We start from the raw sequence: 14,677 nt of genomic DNA, 5'->3' as shown, positions 1-14,677 counted from the left end.
GGCTTGATGGGAGCAGGCAGCAAGAAACCATCCGCGCTCGTCCCTGGGTGTTCTGAACGCTCGTCAAACAATCTGACGAAGCCGAAGGATTCCTCGATGCGCGGTCAGCCCAACCCAAGGAGATTGCACCATGTCGTCGATTACTATGCGTCAGCTGCTGGAAGCGGGCGTCCATTTCGGACACCGCACCCGCTACTGGAACCCGAAGATGGAGTCCTACATCTTCGGCGACCGCAACAAGATTCACATCATCAACCTCGAGAACACGCTGCCGCTGCTCAAGGACGCCTGCAACTTTGCCGGCAAGCTGGCTGCCAACGGTGGCCGCATCCTGTTCGTCGGCACCAAGCGCGCTGCCCGTGACGCGATCCGCGACGAAGCCGTGCGTTCGGCCATGCCGCACGTCAGCCAGCGCTGGCTCGGCGGCACGCTGACCAACTTCAAGACCATCAAGGGCTCGATCAAGCGCCTGCACGAGATGGAAAAGCAGGTCACCGACGGCACCATCGGCCGTCTGTCGAAGAAGGAACAGCTGCTGTTCACCCGCGAGCTGGAAAAGCTGCAGCGCTCGCTGGGCGGCATCAAGGACATGCCGGCGCTGCCGGATGCCCTGTTCATCATCGACACCGGCTACGAAAAGATCGCCGTCTCGGAAGCCAAGAAGCTCGGCATTCCGATCATTGCCGTCGTTGACACCAACAACAACCCGGACGGCATCGACTGCGTGATTCCGGGCAATGACGACGCGATCCGTGCGATCAAGGTCTACGCCCAGTGCATCGCCGACGCGATCATCGAAGGCCGTGGCACCAACACTGTCAATGTCCGCGCCGAAGAATTCGCGACCGGCAGTGACGACGCAGCACCGGCCCGTCCGCGCCGTCCGCGCACCGGCAAGCCGGCTGGCCGCGCCGAGGCCTGAAGCATCGCCGGCGGCGGATGAGTTGCTCATCCGCCGCCGCTGTCTTCGAGAAGGATCGGCTTGAGGCGGCGCGATAGCGCCGTTTCGCGTTCCGGGCCAGCCCAACGCCCAGTCCGGCGATCGCCCTCCTATCGATGCATCGACACAATCAATCCGTAAGGTCCGCTTTTTCGACCCTACGTCCCCCACATTCGAATCAAGGTTGAACGGATATGAGCACTCCCATCACTGCGGCCCTCGTCAAGGAACTGCGCGACCGTACCGGCGCCGGCATGAGCGACTGCAAGAAGGCGCTGGAAGCCACCGGCGGCAATGTCGATGCAGCCGCTGAAAAGCTGCGGGTCGACGGCATGGCCAAGGCCGACAAGAAGGGCAGCCGCACCGCTGCCGAAGGCGTGATCTCGATCGCCGTCGGCGCCGATGCCATCGCCCTGGTCGAAACCAACAGCGAAACCGATTTCGTCTCCAAGGGCGACGATTTCAAGGCACTCGGCGACGCCGCTGCCAAGGCCGCACTGGTGGCCCGTCCGGCCACGCTGGCCGAGCTGCTGGCGCTGAAGAACGAAGCCGGCCAGACCATCGAAGAGATGCGTCGCAGCCTGGTCGCGACGATCGGCGAGAACATCACCGTGCGTCGCTTCGAAGTCGTCGCCAAGGCTGCCGGCGCGATCAACTACTACATGCACGGGACCAAGATCGGTGTGGTCGTGGCGCTCAGCGCCGGGGACGAAGAACTGGCTCGCGACATCGCCATGCACGTCGCCGCCAGCCAGCCGCGCTATCTCGACACCACGCAGATTCCGGCTGAAGCGATCGAAGCCGAAAAGCGCGTGATCGAAGCGACGATGGCGCAGGAACAGGCCGAAGCGCAGGCTGATTCCGACCGCTTCGGCGGCTTCCTCAAGGAAATGGAGGCCGAGAAGACCAACGGCACCTATGAGGCCCTCGACGCCGAAGGCAAGAAGAACTGGGACGACGAGTACGCCGGCGTCAAGAAGAAGTTCGGCGGCGGCTACCGGCCGAAGCCGGCCGACATTCTGGCCAAGATGACCGAAGGCAAGATCCGCAAGTTCGTCAACGACATCACGCTGATGGGCCAGCCGTTCGTCAAGAATCCGGACGAAACGGTCGAAAAGCTCCTCAAGTCGAAGAACGCGGGCGTGGCCAGCTTCGTGCGTCTGGCGGTCGGTGAAGGCATCGAGAAGAAAACCCTTGATTTCGCCGCTGAAGTGGCTGCTGCCAGCCAGGTCTGAGCATAGGGTCTGTTGACATTGTTTTGATCCCGCCCCGAAGGGTTGCGGCCCCAAGTCATTTTCTTGGGCCGCCGGGACTTCGTTGCGAACCTTGACCACAGGTAGGCTATGGCCTGCGGTTCGCGCCTCGCCCGGCGGCTTTTTGACTCGCAACGCAGCGACCCAAGCAATGCCAACAGACCCTAAGTCAGGGCCTGATTTTCAGGTTAAAGTATTGTCATCTGAGGCCCCGGAAACGGGGCCTTTTGGTAACTGTCCTTTAAGTAACGGTCCTTTAAACTGGTCCTTCTTTTGGTTTCGCGGCTCGTTTGTCACTGCAAATGCCTGAATTCTTCTGCGGCATGCTGATGGCTGGCCCGACGATCCCTACGCTGATTGACTCGGAGCCTCTTCATTGAATCAACAGCCTGCTAAACCTGCCTACAAGCGCATCCTGCTGAAGATTTCCGGCGAAGCCCTGATGGGCGACCTCGGCTTCGGCATCTCGCCAGACGTGATGACGTTTCTGGCCAATGAATTGAAGGAAATCGTCGATCTCGGCGTTCAGGTCGCCCTGGTCGTCGGCGCCGGCAACATCTTCCGTGGCGAAGGCCTGGCGCGTGGCGGCATGGACCGCGTCACCGGCGACCAGATGGGCATGCTGGCTACAGTCATCAATGCCCTGGCGATCCAGGACGCGATCGAGCGGATCGGTCTGGAAGCCCGCGTGCAGTCGGCGATCCGGATCAACGAGGTCTGCGAGGATTTCATCCGCCGCAAGGCGATCCGCCATCTCGAAAAGGGTCGGGTGCTGGTGTTCGCAGCCGGCACCGGCAACCCGTTCTTCACCACCGATTCCGCCGCTGCCCTGCGGGCGATCGAAATCTCGGCCGACCTGATGCTGAAGGCGACCAAGGTCGACGGCATCTACACCGCGGACCCGAAGAAGGACCCGACGGCGACGCGCTACGATGAACTGACCTACGACGAGGCGCTGGATCGCCGACTCGGCGTCATGGATCAGACCGCGCTGGTACTGTGCCGCGATCACAAGGTCCGCCTGCGGGTCTATGACATGGACCGCCCGAAGGCGCTGCACCGGATTGTCACTGGCGATACGTCGCTGGGCACGCTGGTGCGGGTCTGAGCCGCGTCAACGGTCAACACTGGCCTCGGAAATTGCACCGCAACGGCGCGGCCGCCTGACAATCTCACTTCACGAATCTGTTGTTCCGGAATTGACCCGATGATCGAAGACATCAAGAAAGACGCGACGGCTCGCATGCAGAAGACCGTCGATGGCCTGAAACAGGCCTTCAGCAAGCTCCGCACCGGCCGCGCCAGCGCGGCGATCCTCGACCACGTGCGGGTCGATTACTACGGCTCTGAATCGCCGCTGTCGCAGGTCGCCAGCGTGGTCGTCGAAGATGCCCGCACGATTTCGATCGCGCCCTGGGATCGCAACATGATCGGCGCCATCGAGAAAGCCATTCTCGCCTCCGATCTCGGCATCACGCCGAACACCGCCGGCACCACGATCCGCATCAACATGCCGCCGCTGACCGAAGAGCGCCGCAAGGATCTGGTCAAGGTGGTCAAGTCTGAGACCGAGAACGCCCGTGTCGCGATCCGCAACGTGCGCCGCGACGCCAACCAGGCGATCAAGGAATTGGCCAAGGAAAAGATCATCACCGAGGATGAGGAAAAGGGCGCCGAGACGGCGATCCAGAAGCTCACCGACCAGTTCGTTGCCAAGGCGGAAGAAGTGATGAACGCCAAGGAAAAAGAGCTGCTGTCGCACGGATGACCCAGCACCTGCCGCCGCTTGGCCAGGCCGGCATTCCGGCGCACGTGGCCGTCATCATGGACGGCAATGGACGCTGGGCGAAGCAGCGGCTGCGACCGCGCGCCTTCGGTCATCAGGCAGGCGTGAAAGCGGCGCGGCGGATTGTCCGCGCCTCGCACAAGGCCGGCGTCCAGGTGCTGACCCTGTTCGCGTTCAGCCAGGAAAACTGGCAGCGGCCGCCAACCGAGGTGTCACTGCTGATTCGTCTGTTCGTGCGCACGCTGTCGCACGAGATCGCCAGCCTGCACAAGAATGGCGTGCGCATCCGCTTCATCGGCAATCACGACGATTTCCCAGAGGAATTGCGCAAGCTGATGGCCGACGCCGAAGCGCTGACCGGCGCCAATACCAGTCTGACGCTGGTGATCGCTGTTGGTTATGGCGGCCAGTGGGACATCGCCCAGGCGGCATCGAGCCTGTGCCGCGAGGGTCTGCCGATCACGCCGGAAGCGATCGAATCGCGCTTGGTCGTCGCCGACTTGCCGCATCCCGATCTGCTGATCCGCACCGGCGGCGAGAAGCGCCTGTCGAATTTCCTGATCTGGCAGCTCGCTTATACCGAGCTGCATCTGGTCGAAACGCTGTGGCCGGATTTCGACGCAACGGCGTACGCCGAAGCGCTCGCCTGGTACGCATCGCGTGAACGCCGCTTCGGTCGCGTGCCGGAAGCAAGCTGATGTTGAAGCAGCGGGTCATTACCGCGCTGATCCTGGTGCCGCTGATCCTCGGGCCGATCATCTTCTTCCCGACGTCCTGGCTGTACCTGTTCCTGTCAGCTGTCGGCTTGCTCGCAGCCTGGGAATGGACGGCGCTGATGGGGCTGACCCAGCCAAGCTCGCGCGCAGCTTATCTGCTGCTGGTCGCGGTACTGCTGGCGCTGGCCTGGTTCATGGGCACGATCACGCTGGGTGTCTGGGTGCTCATGTTCGGGGCGATCTGGTGGGGCCATGCGCTCAGCATGATCGCCGGCTATCCAGCGAATTTCCGGCTCAAGCCGCCGGGCACCGCGATGATGGCGATCTACGGCTTGCTGATGCTGGTGCCGGCGCTGTTAGGGCTGGCGATGCTGCATGCCGGCAGCAATGGCGTGCTGCGAATGTTCTTCCTGTTCGGCCTGGTCTGGATGGCCGATATCGGTGCTTATTTCGCCGGCCGCCGCTTCGGCAGGCGCAAGCTGGCGCCTGAAGTCAGCCCCGGGAAGACGGTTGAAGGCGCGATCGGCGGCTTCGTCGCTGCCTTGCTGGTGGCAGGCGCGGCACCGTGGGTGTTCGGCTTCGGCCGTTTCGACTGGTGGAAGCTGTTGCTGCTCTGTGTGGCCGTGATCGGCGTGTCGGTGATCGGTGATCTGACCGAAAGCCTGTTCAAGCGCCATCGCGGCGTCAAGGACAGCGGCACCCTGTTGCCGGGGCATGGCGGCATCCTCGATCGAGTCGACAGCCTGCTGGCGGCAGCGCCGGTGCTGGCGCTCGGTCTGGCCTTGTTGGGAATTTGACTGTGATTGTGATCGGGATGGCGAACGCTTTTGCCTTGTCCATGGTCGAAGCCGCGACCTCGTCCCATTTCGGGTTCTGATCCATGCTCGATACGCTGCATTCCGCTGCCTCTTTCATCGTTGCGATCGGTGTGCTCGTCGCCTTCCACGAGTTCGGTCATTTCTGGGTGGCGCGGCGTTTCGGCATCAAGGTGCTGAAGTTTTCGATCGGCTTCGGCAAGCCGCTGTGGTCGCGGCGCGGCAAGGATGGCGTCGAATATGTACTGGCGATGATCCCGCTCGGCGGCTATGTGAAGCTGCTTGATGAGCGCGAGGCCGACGTGGTGATTGCGCCGGAAGATCTGCCCCGCGCTTTCAACCGCCAGCCGGTGGCCAAGCGCATCGCCGTGTTCGCGGCCGGCCCGGCGTTCAATTTCATTCTGGCGATCGCCTTCTACTGGGTGCTGTACATGGTCGGCGTGCCGGGCATGAAGCCGGTGATCGCCGCGCCCCCAGCCGGAAGCCTGGCGGCCACCGCCGGACTCGCTGGTGGCGATCGCATCGTTGCCCTCGATGATCAGAAGATTCCGACCTGGTCGGTGCTGCGTGCCGAATTGCTCGATCGCGCTCTGAGCCGCGGCAATACCGCTTTTCTGGTTGCCCACGCCGATGGCCGCGAGCAGACCGTCAACATCGATCTCGGCAAGGCGCGTGTCGACCCGGTGCTGCTGTTCGAGGACCTTGGTCTGAATCCGTTCGAGCCGCTGATTCCGGCCGTGGTCGGGCAGGTGGTGGCGGGTGAGGCGGCAGATCGCGCCGGCCTGAAGATCGGCGATCGCATCATCGACATTGACGGTAAGCCGGTCGCCTCGTTCCAGGATCTGCGCAGCCAGGTGTCGGCGCGTCCTGGTCAGCTGGCCAAGTTCGCCATCGAGCGCGCTGGCAGCAGCCAGCAAATCAGCGTCATCATCGGCACCGACTCCAGCCATGGCGAGGCCATCGGCCGAGTCGGTCTAGCGCCGCAGCGCATGGCGACCGAGGGTGATTTGTGGCAGGATTTGCGCGCTGAAGTGCGGCTGGGACCCTTGGCTGCGGCTTCAGCGGCGTTGCACCAGACCTGGCAGGTGTCGGCCCTGACGGTACGCCTGCTGTACCGGATGGTTGTCGGCGATGTCTCGGTGAAGAACGTCAGTGGTCCGATCCAGATCGCGCAAGCGGCGGGCTATTCGGCCAGCGCCGGAATTGGCGCGTTCCTGACGTTTGTAGCATTGGTCAGCGTCAGCATCGGCGTCTTCAATCTGTTGCCGATACCGATGCTCGATGGCGGACAGATCCTGTTTGGAGTGATCGAAGCGGTGAAGGGTTCGCCGCTGTCCGAGCGCGTGCAGGCGGCGGGGCAGCAGCTGGGCATGACCTTGCTGCTGATGCTGATGGGTTTGGCGTTTTACAACGATGTCGCCAGCGTGATCGGCTGACAACGACTATGGGTTTATTCGAGGAATGGTTCTGAACGGTCTAGGCAACACGGCACGCGGCGCGCTGCTGACTCTGGTCGCTATCGCCGCAAGCACCAAGGCGGCGTGGGCATTTGATCCGTTCGTGATCAAGCAGGTGCGAGCAGAGGGCCTGCAGCGCCTCGAACTCGGCACGGTGCTGACCTACTTCCCGCTGTCGGTCGGGGACGAACTGACCGAAACGGCATCGCGTTCGGCGATCCGCAGCCTGTACGGCTCGGGCCTGTTTCTCGATGTGCAGCTGGTGCGCGATGGCGATGACCTGGTCATCAAGCTCAAGGAACGCCCGGCGATCGCCAGCTTCAAGCTCGAAGGCAACGAGAAGGTCGGCGGCGACGAGCTGAACAAGTCGCTGAAGGATGCCGGTCTCGCCGAAGGCGAACTGTTCAAGCGCGCGCTGCTCGACTCTGTCGAACAGGAACTGCGCCGCCAGTACTACGCCAACGGCTACTACGATGTCGCGATCGAGGCCAAGGTCACCGACCTGCCGAACAACCGCGTCGACATCAACATCAAGGTGACTGAAGGCAAGGTCACCAAGATCAAGGAAATCAACCTGATCGGCAACACGGCTTTCCCGCGCGACGAACTGCTCAAGCAGCTCAAGCTCGAGAAGACCACCTGGATGCCGTTCCAGAAGACTGATCGCTACTCCAAGCAGCAGCTCGGTGGCGATCTCGAAACGCTGTCCTCGTACTACCAGGATCGCGGCTACCTGCAGTTCAACATCGCTTCCGTGCAGGTGGCGCTGTCGCCGGACAAGCAGGACATCTACGTCACCCTGGCGCTCGAAGAAGGCGCGGTCTACAAGGTCAAGGATCACCGCTTCTCCGGCGAGATCGTGCTCAACGAGAAGTTTCTCGATGCACTGACCTCATCGAAGAACGGCGCGATCTTTTCGCGCAAGGAAGCCACCGAAACCGCGACCCGTATCGAAGGCGCGCTGTCGGACATCGGCTACGCCTTCGCCAAGGTCACGCCGCTGCCGGAAGTGGATGAGCCGAATCGCGAAGTCCGCCTGAATTTCTTCATCGAGCCCGGCAAGCGCGCCTACATCCGGCGTATCAACTTCCAGGGCCACACCGGCACCAACGACGAAACGCTGCGTCGCGAAATGCGTCAGCTGGAAGCCGCGCCGTTCTCGAAGAGCGCCGTCGAGCGCTCGCGCCAGCGTCTTGCGCGCCTGCCGTTCATCGAGGAAGCGGAAGTCGAGACCAAGCCGGTGCCCGGCACCGACGATCTCGTCGATATCGAATTCAAGGTCAAGGAACGCGCCCCGGGCTCGATCCAGTTCGGCGTCGGTTATTCGGGCGCTCAGGGCTTCCTGATCAACGCCAGCATCACCAACACCAATTTCCTCGGTACTGGCAACCGCGTGCAGCTGGCTGCCGACACCAGCACCTTCAACCGCTCGGTGTCCTTGAGCCTGACCGATCCGTACTTCACCCAGGACGGCATCAGCCAGACGGTGTCGACCTACTTCCGCAAGTCGCAGTCGGTCATCCGCTTCAGCTCGGGCTTCGATACCAATGTCGTCGGTGGCGATCTGACTTACGGCATTCCGCTGTCGGAATTTGCGTCGCTGCGTCTCGGCGGCGGCGTCAGCCAGACGGCGGTGAAAACCTTCCCGGGTGCGTCGAGCAACGAAATTCTCAATTTCGTGATCAACAACGGCACGGAATTCACCGCGTTCCAGCTGCGCACCGGTATCGCCCGCGATACCCGCAACCGCACGTTCTTCGCGACCAGCGGCATGCTGACCCGCCTGAACCTCGACATCACGCTGCCCGGCATCAGCGATCTGTCGTACTACAACACCAGCATTTCGCACGAGCAGTATTTCCAGCTGCCGTTCAAGTTCTTCACCAAGTTCAATGCGACGGTGGGCTACGTCCACGCCTACGGTTCCAGCAAGGACGTGCCGCCGTACGAGCTGTACTTCGCCGGTGGCGCGAACACCGTTCGCGGCTATCGCGATGGCTCGCTCGGGCCGCGCGATTTCCCGAACAACAACCCGTTTGGTGGCGAGCTGCGTGCCACCAGCCAGACCGACCTGGTGTTTCCGATCCCGGTGGTCAGCGACAACAAGACGACGCGCGCCAGCTTGTTCTACGACTTCGGCAACGTGTACGCCAAGCCGGGTGATTTCAGCGTGTCGACCTTGCGTCAGGCTTACGGCCTGAGCTTCAGCTTCTTCACGCCGATCCTCGGTCTGCTGTCCTTGAGCTACGCGTTCCCGCTGAACGACAAGCCGGGTGATTTCACCGACAGCTTCCAGATCAACTTCGGTACCGGCTTCTAAGTTCGCCACTGAGTGTGCTCCGGCAGTTGCCGGAGCCGTTTCGTCCCGCAAACCCTGCTGCACTTTTCACTTTCAACGAGAGACCGACATGATTCAGCCCCGCATTCTTGCCGCCGCCGCTGTTGCCGCGCTGGCCGTGTTCGCAGCACCGACGATGGCTGTCGCCGCCGACGCCAAGGTCGCCGTGGTCCGTTTCGACGACGCCGTGCGCGCATCGCCGCAGTACAAGGTTGCCGATCAGAAGATGACCGCCGAATTCCAGAAGCGGAAGTCCGATCTGGAAGCGCAGTCCAAGCAGTTCGAGTCCGACGTCGAGAAGTTCAAGCGTGACCGCGTGACGGTCAGCCCGGACGCCGCCGCCAAGACCGAAAAGGATCTGGCCGCCCGTCAGGTCGACCTCAGCCAGGCTGGCCGCAAGTTCCAGGAAGATGCCCAGACCCGTCAGCGCGAGCTGACCAACGAAGTGGTCAGCAAGGTCCGTGATGCCGTGGTCGCCGTGGCCAAGGAAAAGAGCCTCGACGTCGTCGTCGCCGATCCGGTCTACGCCAACACCTCGTTCGACATCACCGACGACGTGGTCAAGAAGCTCGGCGGCACCTCGAAGTAAACGCGGACTCAAGTTCCCCGGCACCGATGAGCCCACGCGCGACGACTTTGGCCGCACTGGCCGAGCGTCATGGTCTGGAGCTGCGCGGTGACGGGGCCTTGCTGATCTCGGGTGTTTGCGCGCTGTCACCCGGTCGAGCCGGACGCATCGGTTTCTGTGCGGATCGGAAGTTGCGCAAGCAACTGGCGGATAGCCAAGCTTCGGCGGTCATCATCGGCACCCGGGATGTGGCGAGCTTCAGCGGCAATGCCTTGATCAGCGCCAATCCTGCGGTCGCATTCGCCCTCGTCGCGCGCGAATTCGATCGCGCCGAGGAGTTCGTCGTTGCGCGCCACGTTTCGGCGACGATCGATCCCTCCGCGCGGATTGGCGACGGTTGTGGCATCGCTGCCGGTGCGGTGATCGAAGCGGATGCCGTGATCGGCGCCGGCAGCTACATCGGCCCGAATTGCGTGGTTCGCCGAGGTGCTGCGATCGGCGCCGGATCGCGCCTGGAAGCGAATGTCTACATCGGCCCGGATTGCCTGCTCGGTGCGCGCGCCCGACTGCTGCCCGGCGCGGTGATCGGCGGCCGCGGTTTCGGACTGGCGCCCAGCCCGGCGGGCTGGATCGAAGTACCGCAGCTGGGGCGCGTGATCATCGGCGACGATGTCGAGATCGGTGCCAACACCACCATCGATCGCGGCGCACTCGATGACACGGTGATCGAAGACGGCGTCAAGCTCGACAACCAGATCCAGATCGCGCACAACTGCCGGATCGGCGCGCATACCGCGATCGCCGCCTGCACCGGCATTGCCGGATCGACCACCATCGGCCGCAACTGCATGATCGGTGGTGCCTCGGTGATTGGCGGACATCTGACGATCACTGACAACGTTGTCGTGTTCGGCTACGCGATGGTCACCAAGTCGATCACCGCCCCCGGGCAGTACGGCTCGGGCGTTCCGGCGCAGCCGGCGCGCGAGTGGCGTCGCGAAGTGGCCCGCATCCGTCGGCTGCCGAAAGTCGATGAACGACTTGCGGCGATCGAACAAATACTGAAAATGACTCCGGCAACGGGAGAGGAGCAAGGTGAGCAAGGCGATTTTTGATATCCGCGACATCATGGCGATGCTGCCGCACCGCCAGCCATTCCTGCTGATCGACAAGATCATCGAACACGACCCTGGCAAGTCGCTGGTGGCGATCAAGAACGTCACCTACAACGAGCCGTTCTTCCTCGGTCACTTCCCGCAGGTGCCGACGATGCCTGGCGTGCTGATCATCGAAGCGATGGCCCAGGCTTGCGGCCTGCTGACCGCGATCGAAACCGGCATCAAGCCGGAGTCCGGCTTGATCTTCTACTTCGCTGGCATCGAGGACGCGCGTTTCAAGCGCATCGTCGAACCGGGCGACCAGCTGCGTTTCGAAGTCAGCCTCGACCGGGTCAAGCGCCATCTGCGCCGCTTCAAGGCCAGGGCGACCGTCGACGGCGAACTGGCCTGCGAAGCCACGCTGATGTGTGTGCTCAAGGATGCTTCGCGTGCTGCTGCACCCGTTGCCGCTGACGCGGCGGAGTGAGCGGCAGCATGGCGGCAGTTGAAACCGGCTTGATCCATCCGACGGCGATCATCGACGCCGGCGCGCGTCTGCACCCGAGCGTGTCGGTCGGCCCGTATTCGATCATCGGCGCCGGTGTCGAGATCGGCGAGGGCACCACGGTTGGCCCGCATGTGGTGCTGAAAGGCCCGATGCGGATCGGACGGGACAACACCATCTTCCAGTTCGCCAGCCTCGGCGAGATCTCGCAGGACAAGACGGCCCGGTACGAGGACGCCACCCGCGTCGAGATCGGCGATGGCAACACCATTCGCGAGTACGTGACTATCCAGCGCGGCACCTTGAAGACGGCCGAAGGCCTGACCAAGGTCGGCGATCGCAACTGGATCATGGCCAATGCCCACATCGCCCACGATTGTGTCGTCGGCAACGACAACATCCTCGCCAACGGCACCACGCTGGCCGGCCACGTGACGATCGAGGACTGGGCGGGCATCGGCGGCTTCACCCTGATCCACCAGTACTGCCGGATCGGCGGTCATGCCTTCACCGGCGGCGGCAGCGTCATCCTCAAGGATGTGCCGCCGTTCATGATGATCGAAGGCCAGCCGGCCAAGGCCCGCGGCATCAACAGCGAAGGCTTGAAGCGGCGCGGCTTTTCGCCGGAAGAGATCGGCGACATCAAGGACGCCTACAAGCTGATCTACATCTCGGACCTGCTGATGGTCGACGTGAAAGTGAAGCTCGCCGAGATGGCCGCCACCTCGACGCACTGCGCACGTCTGCTGGCGTTCATCGAAAGCTCGACGCGGTCGATCGTCCGCTGACGATGCACTTCGCGCTGATCGCCGGTGAAACCTCTGGCGACCTGCTCGGCGGTGCGCTGATCCCGGCACTGCGGGCGCGATTTCCCGACGCGAGATTCAGCGGCGTCACCGGTCCGCGGATGCGGGCAGCGGGCTGCGAGTCGATCGCGACCATCGATCGGCTGTCGGTGATGGGTATTGCTGAAGTGCTGCCCAAGCTGCCGGACCTGTTCCGGTTGCGCGCCGAGCTGATCGAAAAGCTCAGCGCCGATCGCCCGGACGTGGTCATCGGCATCGATGCGCCGGATTTCAATCTCGGCCTTGAACGGCGCTTGCGCGAACGCGGCCTGAAGACCGTGCAGATGGTCAGCCCGACGGTCTGGGCCTGGCGGCAGGGGCGGGTGAAAACCATCGCCAAGGCCGTTGATCTGGTGCTCTGCCTATTTCCATTCGAGCCGAAGTTCTACGCCGGCCACGGCGTCAAAGCGATCTACATCGGCCACCCGCTGGCCGAGGAACTGGCCGAGCCTGCCTCGCAGGCCGAAGCGCGCCAGACCCTCGGCTTGCCGGCCTCGGGGCCGGTACTCGCCGTGCTGCCGGGCAGTCGTGGCGGCGAACTGGCGCGGCTGGCAGTGCCGTTTGCCCAGACTGCAGCGCTGCTGGCCGGCAAGCTGCCGGGATTGACGATGGTCACGCCGATCGCCAAGCCCAGCCTGCGGCCGGTCATGGAGGCGGCGATCGCCGCACACGCACCGTTGGTGAACTGGAAGCTCGTCGACGGTCAGTCCCGTGCCGCGATGCGCGCGGCGGATGCCGTGCTGTTGGCCTCCGGCACCGCGACACTTGAATGCTTGCTGCTGGAGCGGCCGATGGTCGTCGCCTATCGCGGTTCGCTGCTGACCTACTTCCTGCTGTCGACGCTTGGCATGCTGAAGACCAAGCACGTCAGCTTGCCGAACCTGCTGGCCGCCGAGCCGGTGGTACCCGAATATCTTCAGGACGCGGCGCAGCCGGCGGTGATGGCGGAAGCGCTACGCGCGTTGATCGAGGACGGCCAGGCCCGCGATCGCCAGCTCGCGCAGTTCGGCGCCGTGCGCGACGAGCTGCGCCGCAATGCTGCGCAAGCCTCGGCGGCCGCGATCGCCGAGCTGATTGCGGCCCGATGAACCGGTGCATCGCCGGCATTGATGAAGTCGGCCGCGGCTGTCTGGCCGGGCCGGTCTATGCGGCGGCAGTCGTGCTGCCGGAAGGGCATGGCTTGATCGGGCTCAAGGATTCCAAGGCGCTCAGCGCGCTGCAGCGCGAGCGTCTGGTGCCGCTGATCGAAGCGGTGGCGCTGGACTGGGCGATCGGCATCGCGACGCCCGAGGAGATCGACGCGATCAACATCCTGCAGGCAACGTTTCTGGCCATGCAGCGCGCTGTCGCTGCGCTGAAGACGGTGCCGAGCTTGTGCCTGATCGACGGTAGCCAGCAGCCACGGCTGCCGGTGCCGATCCGCATGGTCATCGGCGGCGATCGCAGCGAGGACGCGATCATGGCCGCGGCGATCATCGCCAAGGTGGCCCGCGATGCCGAGATGACTCGGCTCGATGCGCAGTTTCCCGGTTACGGGCTGGCCCGGCACAAGGGTTATGGCACGCCCGCGCACCTGCAAGCGCTGGCGCAACAAGGTGCCAGCCGCATTCATCGGCTGAGCTTCGCGCCCTGCCGGAAAAGCATTGGCGAGTGATCGGTGGTCAGTGGTCAGATAAGCGAGGCGTTGCCACGTAGAATCTCGCGCCGATCCCCAGTCGTGCTTTGCATCCGTTCTACTAGCCACCAATCACTAGCCACTAGCCACCGCTGTGTTCGTCCATCTGCACCTGCATACCGAATTCTCGCTGGTCGACAGCCTGATCCGCGTCGAATCGCCAGCGAGGAAAAGTGCGGGCGCCAATGTCCAGAACTTGACCGGTTTCGCCGCGAAGCTCGGTTTGCCCGCCATCGCGGTCACCGATCAGGACAACCTGTTCGCGATGGTGAAGTTCTACAAGCTGGCAGAAGCGGCGGGCATCAAGCCGATCATCGGCGCCGATATCGCGATGCCGGAATCCGGTGACGGCGAGCAGGCCGAAAACGTCACCCTGCTGGTGCAGAACGACAGCGGCTACCGCAATCTCACGCGCCTGTTGTCGCGTGCCTACAACGAAGGGCAGGGCCGCGGCCGACCGCGCATTCATCGGGCCTGGATCGAAGCGGCGAGCGACGGCCTGATCGCGCTCAGCGGCCGCGATGGCGAGATCGGCCGGGCGCTGCTGGCCGGAAAAATCGAACACGCGCGCGGCCTGACCGACTGGTGGGGCCGCCATTTCCCGGATCGCCTGTATCTGGAAATCACCCGCTGCGGCCGCCGCGATGACGACAGCCATCTGCGTGCGGCGGTCAGCTTCGCC

15 protein-coding genes are annotated in these 14,677 nt (G+C 63.5%); all 15 read left to right on the top strand.

The genetic code is table 11. The annotated features are described in order from the left end of the window. Positions 1 to 130 precede the first annotated feature (130 nt). Complete coding sequence (rpsB, locus tag Q0D45_RS16595) at positions 131 to 922, top strand: 30S ribosomal protein S2 (protein WP_293395231.1); 792 nt, start codon at positions 131 to 133, stop codon at positions 920 to 922. Positions 923 to 1,134: 212 nt separating this feature from the next. After that, positions 1,135 to 2,175 (top strand): translation elongation factor Ts, encoded by a 1,041-nt coding sequence (tsf, locus tag Q0D45_RS16590; protein ID WP_293395228.1) that lies wholly within the window; start codon positions 1,135 to 1,137, stop codon positions 2,173 to 2,175. Positions 2,176 to 2,569: 394 nt separating this feature from the next. Then, positions 2,570 to 3,301: a UMP kinase gene (pyrH, locus tag Q0D45_RS16585; RefSeq protein ID WP_273454602.1), complete on the top strand. Its 732-nt coding sequence runs from the start codon at positions 2,570 to 2,572 to the stop codon at positions 3,299 to 3,301. 99 nt (positions 3,302 to 3,400) lie between these two features. Then, a complete protein-coding gene (frr, locus tag Q0D45_RS16580; RefSeq protein ID WP_273454600.1) occupies positions 3,401 to 3,961 on the top strand; it encodes a ribosome recycling factor in 561 nt (186 codons plus the stop codon). Beyond that, positions 3,958 to 4,677, top strand: coding sequence for a polyprenyl diphosphate synthase (uppS, locus tag Q0D45_RS16575; RefSeq protein WP_293395222.1), 720 nt, complete (start codon positions 3,958 to 3,960; stop codon positions 4,675 to 4,677). Before frr ends, uppS begins: the two co-directional genes overlap by 4 nt. Further along, positions 4,677 to 5,492, top strand: coding sequence for a phosphatidate cytidylyltransferase (locus tag Q0D45_RS16570; RefSeq protein ID WP_293395219.1), 816 nt, complete (start codon positions 4,677 to 4,679; stop codon positions 5,490 to 5,492). The genes uppS and Q0D45_RS16570 overlap by 1 nt, the downstream gene beginning before the upstream one ends. Before the next feature lie 83 nt (positions 5,493 to 5,575). Continuing rightward, positions 5,576 to 6,946: an RIP metalloprotease RseP gene (gene rseP / locus Q0D45_RS16565; protein WP_293395216.1), complete on the top strand. Its 1,371-nt coding sequence runs from the start codon at positions 5,576 to 5,578 to the stop codon at positions 6,944 to 6,946. Between the two features lie 25 nt (positions 6,947 to 6,971). Continuing rightward, positions 6,972 to 9,287 (top strand): outer membrane protein assembly factor BamA, encoded by a 2,316-nt coding sequence (bamA, locus tag Q0D45_RS16560; protein ID WP_293395213.1) that lies wholly within the window; start codon positions 6,972 to 6,974, stop codon positions 9,285 to 9,287. An 88-nt stretch (positions 9,288 to 9,375) separates the two neighbouring features. Beyond that, positions 9,376 to 9,894 carry an OmpH family outer membrane protein gene (locus Q0D45_RS16555; protein ID WP_293395210.1) on the top strand — a complete coding sequence of 173 codons (519 nt, stop codon included), beginning with the start codon at positions 9,376 to 9,378 and terminating at the stop codon, positions 9,892 to 9,894. Positions 9,895 to 9,920: 26 nt separating this feature from the next. After that, positions 9,921 to 10,988, top strand: a complete 1,068-nt coding sequence (gene lpxD, locus Q0D45_RS16550) for a UDP-3-O-(3-hydroxymyristoyl)glucosamine N-acyltransferase (RefSeq protein ID WP_293395207.1) — start codon at positions 9,921 to 9,923, stop codon at positions 10,986 to 10,988. Then, positions 10,969 to 11,457: a 3-hydroxyacyl-ACP dehydratase FabZ gene (gene fabZ, locus Q0D45_RS16545; protein ID WP_366946484.1), complete on the top strand. Its 489-nt coding sequence runs from the start codon at positions 10,969 to 10,971 to the stop codon at positions 11,455 to 11,457. Before lpxD ends, fabZ begins: the two co-directional genes overlap by 20 nt. 8 nt (positions 11,458 to 11,465) lie before the next feature. Then, positions 11,466 to 12,263: an acyl-ACP--UDP-N-acetylglucosamine O-acyltransferase gene (gene lpxA, locus Q0D45_RS16540; protein ID WP_293395204.1), complete on the top strand. Its 798-nt coding sequence runs from the start codon at positions 11,466 to 11,468 to the stop codon at positions 12,261 to 12,263. A 2-nt stretch (positions 12,264 to 12,265) separates the two neighbouring features. After that, on the top strand, positions 12,266 to 13,408 hold the full coding sequence (lpxB, locus tag Q0D45_RS16535) for a lipid-A-disaccharide synthase (protein WP_293395201.1): 1,143 nt from the start codon (positions 12,266 to 12,268) through the stop codon (positions 13,406 to 13,408). Further along, complete coding sequence (locus tag Q0D45_RS16530; protein ID WP_293395198.1) at positions 13,405 to 13,974, top strand: ribonuclease HII; 570 nt, start codon at positions 13,405 to 13,407, stop codon at positions 13,972 to 13,974. The genes lpxB and Q0D45_RS16530 overlap by 4 nt, the downstream gene beginning before the upstream one ends. 115 nt (positions 13,975 to 14,089) lie before the next feature. Further along, positions 14,090 to 14,677: PHP domain-containing protein (locus tag Q0D45_RS16525; RefSeq protein ID WP_293395195.1), on the top strand; the 588-nt coding region annotated here is incomplete at its 3' end.

It is taken from the genome of Nevskia sp. (assembly GCF_023266035.1).
Classification (GTDB): domain Bacteria; phylum Pseudomonadota; class Gammaproteobacteria; order Nevskiales; family Nevskiaceae; genus Nevskia.
The sequence above is the reverse complement of the archived record's forward strand: the minus strand, read 5'-3'. Positions and strand labels throughout refer to the sequence as shown.

What these genes read in the sequence shown, in the direction of transcription:
- rpsB (WP_293395231.1), top strand. Translation starts at nt 131, where the DNA reads ATGTCGTCGATTACTATGCGTCAGCTGCTGGAAGCGGGCGTCCATTTC.
- tsf (WP_293395228.1), top strand. Translation starts at nt 1,135, where the DNA reads ATGAGCACTCCCATCACTGCGGCCCTCGTCAAGGAACTGCGCGACCGT.
- frr (WP_273454600.1), top strand. Translation starts at nt 3,401, where the DNA reads ATGATCGAAGACATCAAGAAAGACGCGACGGCTCGCATGCAGAAGACC.
- uppS (WP_293395222.1), top strand. Translation starts at nt 3,958, where the DNA reads ATGACCCAGCACCTGCCGCCGCTTGGCCAGGCCGGCATTCCGGCGCAC.
- Q0D45_RS16570 (WP_293395219.1), top strand. Translation starts at nt 4,677, where the DNA reads ATGTTGAAGCAGCGGGTCATTACCGCGCTGATCCTGGTGCCGCTGATC.
- rseP (WP_293395216.1), top strand. Translation starts at nt 5,576, where the DNA reads ATGCTCGATACGCTGCATTCCGCTGCCTCTTTCATCGTTGCGATCGGT.
- bamA (WP_293395213.1), top strand. Translation starts at nt 6,972, where the DNA reads ATGGTTCTGAACGGTCTAGGCAACACGGCACGCGGCGCGCTGCTGACT.
- Q0D45_RS16555 (WP_293395210.1), top strand. Translation starts at nt 9,376, where the DNA reads ATGATTCAGCCCCGCATTCTTGCCGCCGCCGCTGTTGCCGCGCTGGCC.
- lpxD (WP_293395207.1), top strand. Translation starts at nt 9,921, where the DNA reads ATGAGCCCACGCGCGACGACTTTGGCCGCACTGGCCGAGCGTCATGGT.
- lpxA (WP_293395204.1), top strand. Translation starts at nt 11,466, where the DNA reads ATGGCGGCAGTTGAAACCGGCTTGATCCATCCGACGGCGATCATCGAC.
- lpxB (WP_293395201.1), top strand. Translation starts at nt 12,266, where the DNA reads ATGCACTTCGCGCTGATCGCCGGTGAAACCTCTGGCGACCTGCTCGGC.
- Q0D45_RS16530 (WP_293395198.1), top strand. Translation starts at nt 13,405, where the DNA reads ATGAACCGGTGCATCGCCGGCATTGATGAAGTCGGCCGCGGCTGTCTG.